The organism is Nocardia sp. NPDC023852 (assembly GCF_040639505.1).
Lineage (GTDB): Bacteria > Actinomycetota > Actinomycetes > Mycobacteriales > Mycobacteriaceae > Nocardia.
Window position 1 is genome coordinate 124,205 of sequence record NZ_JBFAAB010000009.1, and the last position, 6,000, is coordinate 130,204.

Genomic DNA, 6,000 nt, shown 5'->3' on the forward strand with positions numbered 1-6,000 from the left:
CCACCTGGATGGCACCTACACCTTGTCGTGTTCCATCGACGAGTCCGACCGTGTGGCCGAGGTCGAAACGCCCGGCGCGACACCGGAACAACAGCGGGCAGATCTGGAGAAATGGCCGAATGCTCGCGAGATGAGCGAACTGGTCCGGGAAGTCCAACGGGACTCCGACACCTTCGGTGTGCTGTCCGAGGCCGACGACGAACTCGTCTACCGGTGGGTGTGGTCGATGCTGTCCGGTGACGAAGCGGCGGCCGACCGGATCGTCGCCGAGATATTCGCCCGCTCGGTCGGCCGGACCGGCGAACTGGGCACGGACCGGTACATCATGGAGCGCTTCGCCGATGTTTATGCCGATGTCATGAATGAACTGTGGAACCGCGCCCGCGAGGCCGATCTGCCGGGCTGGGACAAGAGTGGAATCGACCCTCGACGCTACTCGGTGGACGCGTTGATGTACAAGCGAATCGGCATCCTCATGTACGCTTCCCGCGGGCGCCGCGATATCGCCGCAAGCTCCTACGGTGTGGACCCGACCTCATTGGGTCCGGATTCACCAGTCCTGCAGCAATTGTCCGATCGTCTTGGCGAGCTCCGGACGGAACTGCTCACCATGATCGGCTTCGATCCAGACGAGTCCGTGCATTGGCCGGATATCCAATACAAATTCATGGACATGGCGCGCTGGCTGGAATCGGTCACCGAGGACCAATGGCGGCATGCCGAAGGCGCCGGAAAGATGCCGCAGGTCGTCGACTGGTTCAGCCGCTGGCTCAGTGGTGAGTTGGTCGTCGGCGATCACATCAGGAGCGAATTGGCCGCGGCGCTGTCCATGCCACGGTTGCCCTCCGACTGGCAGCCCACCCGTGACGACACATCGGCACCGTTGCGCCGGATGGCGGCGTCGCGTTCCCCTGAGGCCGCCCACTTCGCCGCCGTCGCGCTGGAGATAATGGCACTGGACGATGTGACCAAACTTGCCCGACACTCCCACGACGACGAGCGCTCGCTGCATGAGATCGATGACGAGTTCGCCCGCCGCGGAATAGATCTCGGGTTGCGCACCCTGTCCGAGCCCGCACCGTCCTCCGGTGCACCAGCGACCCGCTGGGCGGGCATCGCGCTGGCTGATGGCCAGCCACTGCCCGCCGACCGCTATCGGCACCTCGGTGGCTGGCGTGGGGTCCAAATGCCCGACGAGGTGGCGCACGAGCTGACTCAACAGGCATTCCAGTCCGCCGCCGAACAGGGCCGCAGCGGACTGTATCTCCCGGCGGGGGAGGACTACTTCGTGTACGTCGGCGAGCCCACACCCGAGGTTCCGATGCAGACCCGGCTTTTCCCGCATCACGTCCTGCTGGAACACTTCGCCCGCCACGGTCTGCAGGGTGTCCCACAGGTGCTGAAGACCATGGTCGGTGTGCGGCTGCCGGACGGTCGGGTATCGGACGAGTCGGCCCCGCTGCTCATCGTGCGCAGGCTGCCCGGGCACTCACCCACAGAACAGGAGTACTCCGAGCACCAGGGCGCAATGCTCCGGGGCATCGCCGGATTCCGGCGGCAGCTGCGCCGGGTGCCGATCGAGCCGCTGCGGCAGTACCTGCCTTCCGGTTTCCCGGCCGACGGTGACGCTGCCGGCTGGTTCACCTTCGAGGTCGACCGCGAGATGGCGAAACTCCGGCACGCCATCGACCAGGTTCCCGGTGTATCGGAAAGCCTGACCATGCTCGGCGTCCCTGAACATCCCTTCATGCCGCTGCTGCTGGATGTCGATGCCATGCCGGAAGTGAGGTTCCAGTTCCTGCACAAGGATTATGAGCGCGAAACCATGCTGATCAAGGACGGCACACTGTCCGGTGTACTGGGCTGGGAGCAGGCCGGCTTCGGCGACCCTGCTTTCGATTCGATAATGCGCGACCGCCGTGGACCCAATTCCCACCGCTACGCCCAATTCGTCGAAGTCCAACAGATCCTGCACGACGTCATCACGGTGGCAGTCGCCCGCCAGACCGATCCGCAATGGCAACCGCACTCCACATTAAGTAGTCGACTCGACCGCAACTTGTTCGAGGCTCAGCGCATGTGGGGCACCTCGACCAGAAACTTCCGCAGGCAACTGAACGACTTCCTCGACCCCGCGGTATCGTTCGCCGCCGGGCATCAGGCCGCACCGGCCCCGGAGGACACCCCATCTCGCGCGGCGTCGACCGATCCGAATCCGCCGCGTCAGGAAAACCGCCGATCTGCAGCGCACCTCCGCGGCAACTCGTCGCACGCCGCAGATAGCGGGCACGATGTCAGCTCCTACCCCGAAGCGGAACATCAAGGGCGACTGGGAGAATCGGCCGACGAGACGGAGCGCCCAGACGAGGATGACGGCGGCGGTTCCGCGCGACCGTTGGATCCCGGACCACCACCCAGGGACGGGCCTGGGGGTGGGGCCGGTATAGCGCAGTCGCCGGATCAGCACAGCGCGTCGAATCAGTCCCGAGCGGGCGATGGGTCGACGGCCCGGCCTGCGGAAGGACCGCCCGATGCGGGTCACGGCGGATCTCGGGGATCTGGTGTCGATACGGAGCCGCTGACACATCTGCCCCACGAGCTGAGTGCCGGGGGATGGGTGCCGGAAGATCCCGGCGGGTTCGGCTTGGATGTTCCCGGACGAAAAGCATGGGATACCAGCGGACTCGGAGTGCCGCCACCACGCGGACAGCGATTCGACCCCGGCCTGGTCCACGCTGTAGGCCCGAATCCGGAGGGATGGGCGGTCGGGGGCCGCGGTCAGCAGCCCGAACCGCCCTCCGATGAACACGGATTGGCGAGCACCGTTGACGGCGACGTCGGCGACAGTCCGGCAGCACCTGATACTTCGCCCGGTGGTGATCGGGTCGAGGCGGTCGAACCGAGTCCGGAGGCGGCCCAGCGGATCAGCAGCCTGGAGGCACGGTATGTGGAGTTGAACCGGATGACCGCGCAACGTTTTCGGGAGGGCAATGCGGTCGACGCGACGGTGTTGAATCTGGCCTTCGACCGGATCCTGGCTGAGTTGGCGCGTCTGAGGAGTACTGGAACGGTGATCGGCGACGTTCCGGTGGTGGCCGGCCCGGACCACCAGCTGGCGATGGACTCGGTGTTCGATCCCGAACTCGCCTACCAGCGGTCATATCGTGCGGCCAGGGACGCGGTGATCGGCAATCAGCGTGTACGCACGAACCTGGCGCCGGACGTGGCCGAAGGCGAGCTGGCCGAAATCCGACGGATGGTCGACCGTGCCGCCGAACTTGCCCCTGCCGCCGGCCGTGTCGGAGAAGTCGATGAAATCGAAGCTCTCGTCACGATTCTCGAATGGACCGATCAGTCCAACGGGGGTGGACCGATCCTCGTTCCGGGCGATCCAGCCGATGACGGAATTCCCGATGAACACCCTATTCGGCTGAAACGGCCTCTCGGACCGGACGCGCCACAGGTCGGGTCTGTCGCGGCCCGGCCACTTGGACCTGCTGCCGACGACGCCCCGGTACCGGGGCCCGGTGCGGGTCGGTCGGTCGGCGGCGAGACGGATTTCGCGGCGACGCTGGATCGTCCGGTTCGTGGCTTGGATGTCAATCATGCGGTGGCAGAACCATTGTTCGGCTCGCGCGGCCGGATCCCGAGGATGACCGACGGTGCGGTCGCGGCTGCCGCAACTCCGGGTGGTCCGAATGCCGGTGCGTTCGGCGGCAGACGAAGCGGATCGGATGCCGGTCGACCGGCACCGCGGTCCGGTACGGATGCTTCCGCCGCCCAGCAAGATGTGCCCACCAGCCGTCCGGACGAGCCGACGCCGGAGCGCGCAGGTGGGCCGCGGGCCGAGAAAGAGCGCAGCGAAGCGGCGGATTCCGCCGACACCGATGCCAGTACCTCCACAAAGCCTTCTCGCGATCCGAAACACGATTGGCAGGAACGCGATTCGATCCTCGAGCGGCGCAGTCTGGCCCGTAGTCTCGGCCGCCACCACGGCGCATTGCCCGACGACGCCGTCCACAAGATCCCCGAACCGGTCGAAACCGCCGACCTCGGCAATATTTCGACGCTCTACGCCGCGCGAATGCCGGACGGCAGGACCGTCCACTTCCGCCTTCTGGGCGACCCCTACGGCTACCCGGTCCTACTGTCGCCCGGTACGCCCGTCGGAGTCGACGGCCCGCTGCCGAATAGTTGGGAACTGAAAAAACGAGGATATGCGCTCATCGTTGTGGAAAGACCCGGTTACGGCGACTCGGATCCGCTGCCGGGCCGCAGCGTGGCCGATTGCGCCCGCGACATCATTTACATCGCGACCGAACTTTTCGCATTCGACCACTATTCCGTGCTCGGACGATCTGGTGGTGGAGCGGTGGCTGTCGCGGTCGGCGCGCTGGATCCCGGCCACGTCGACCGAGTCGTCACACTCGTAGGCACCGCTCCGAAGCTCGATGACATGGGTTCCTGGTTGCACGGCATGGCCAAGGCGAACCGAGACATCTACGACACCCCCCTCGAAGTCATGGTCGCGGACCTCACGGAGAAGGCCCTCCGTATCGCGCGTGACGGGGAGTATCTGATTCGCTACAACGAGAAAGAATTCACCACGATGGACCACATGTGGGTGGGCACACATCGCCACGCGCTCGCCCGCGGCTACCAACGCGCGCTGCGCAACTACCCACGAGCATGGGGCGACGACGCCCGTCAGACGACCGGGAACTGGGGAATAAGGTTCGGTGGATACCGAGTCCCGGTCGACATCGTGCACGGTGCCGCCGACCAGTTCTCACCGCCCCACCAAAGCCACACCAACGCCAGACTGATCCGGACCTCGAAGCTGTGGCTCTTCCGCGGCGTTTCCCACATGATGGGTATGGATGCGCTGCCCGTCATCGTGAGATACTTCCGCGCCGAGCGAGACGCCTACTGGAACGATTGTCTCCAGCGTGAAGGATGGCAATCAAGAGACATTCAAGGCGCCGAATCCGAACCACTTCCACTTCCGAGCTGGATGCACTGGCGCGGCCGGTGGGATGGCGGAGAGAGCGCACAACTGACGTAACGCGGTCACCTGGCCCTTCATCCATCCCGAACGAGGCGCCCGCAGACAGAAACGACAGTGATGGGCGGCGAACCTCACAGAGGAAAGGCTGCCTATCGCCGTTCGTCTTTGATGGCCTTGATTACTTCCGCGATGCCGGAGTTCACCAGCGTGGTGAGCCGTTTGGTGTCGGCTGCTACCGCGACCGGCGGAGTTGCGGCGGTGATCGCGTAGCGCCCATCGCCGTCCAGGTCCCGCCAGTACAGCCGCTTCCTGGCTACCCCGCGCGGGCCGAACCGGGAAATCCCCTGGGCGATCTCGATGATGCCCTCGCCGGTGGTCGGTGTGCGGAGGAATTGGTCGGCCAGTTGTTCGACGGTGTCGTCGAAGGAGTCTTCCACGAACGACCGGCCGTAGGAGAAGTCGAGGTCGGCGCCGTTGGTTTGCTTGACGAGCGCGATGTCTGCGAGCTTGCCCGCGTCCACCTCGGGTAGCTCCGCGGTCAGCGCCTCGGCGAGCGCCAGCGGCGCACACTCGGTGACCGTGTAGCCGCCGCTGTGCCACGCCGTCTCGCCTGGAAGCTGTTTCAGCAGGTATCCGTAGCCCTCGCGGCGGACCGCGAGCAGGCGGATCTGACTTTCGGCGTCCTCCTCGTCGCTGCCCCAGCCGTGCAACTCGACCCGGATGTCCGGCCGAGCAACCACATCGAGCACGCTGTCGAAACTACGGTCCAGCTTGCCGCGCAGTTGCTCACGGATTTCCCGTTTCTCACGCTGGTAGTCGTCGTAATACTTGGTCCGACTGGTGAATATGAACGGCGCCGGCAGGATATCCGCTTGCGCGGTCTCCCAGGCGACGACGAACTCGAGGTCGGTGAAGTTCCAGGTGCGGTTCATCGCTCGATCACGGGCCTGACCACGCGTGGTGCGTCACCGAGTGCGTCTTCGAGGGCTTCG

Annotated in this window: 2 protein-coding genes (1 of these 2 running past the window's edge); one reads left to right on the plus strand and one right to left on the minus strand. The window is 65.3% G+C overall.

What is annotated here, in order from left to right; genetic code table 11:
• Positions 1-5,065: the 3' end of an alpha/beta fold hydrolase gene (locus AB0H00_RS15450; RefSeq protein ID WP_357266140.1), read on the plus strand. The gene continues 124,160 nt to the left of window position 1, outside the view; only the last 5,065 of its 129,225 coding nucleotides appear in the window; its start codon lies beyond the left edge, outside the window; the stop codon is at positions 5,063-5,065.
• Positions 5,066-5,157: 92 nt separating this feature from the next.
• On the opposite strand, the gene AB0H00_RS15455 is transcribed toward AB0H00_RS15450, so the two are convergent.
• Positions 5,158-5,940 (minus strand): ESX secretion-associated protein EspG, encoded by a 783-nt coding sequence (locus tag AB0H00_RS15455; protein ID WP_357266142.1) that lies wholly within the window; start codon positions 5,938-5,940, stop codon positions 5,158-5,160.
• Positions 5,941-6,000: the final 60 nt, after the last annotated feature.

Excerpts from the sequence above, each read along its gene's own strand:
- AB0H00_RS15455 (WP_357266142.1), bottom strand. The coding sequence starts at position 5,940 with ATGAACCGCACCTGGAACTTCACCGACCTCGAGTTCGTCGTCGCCTGG.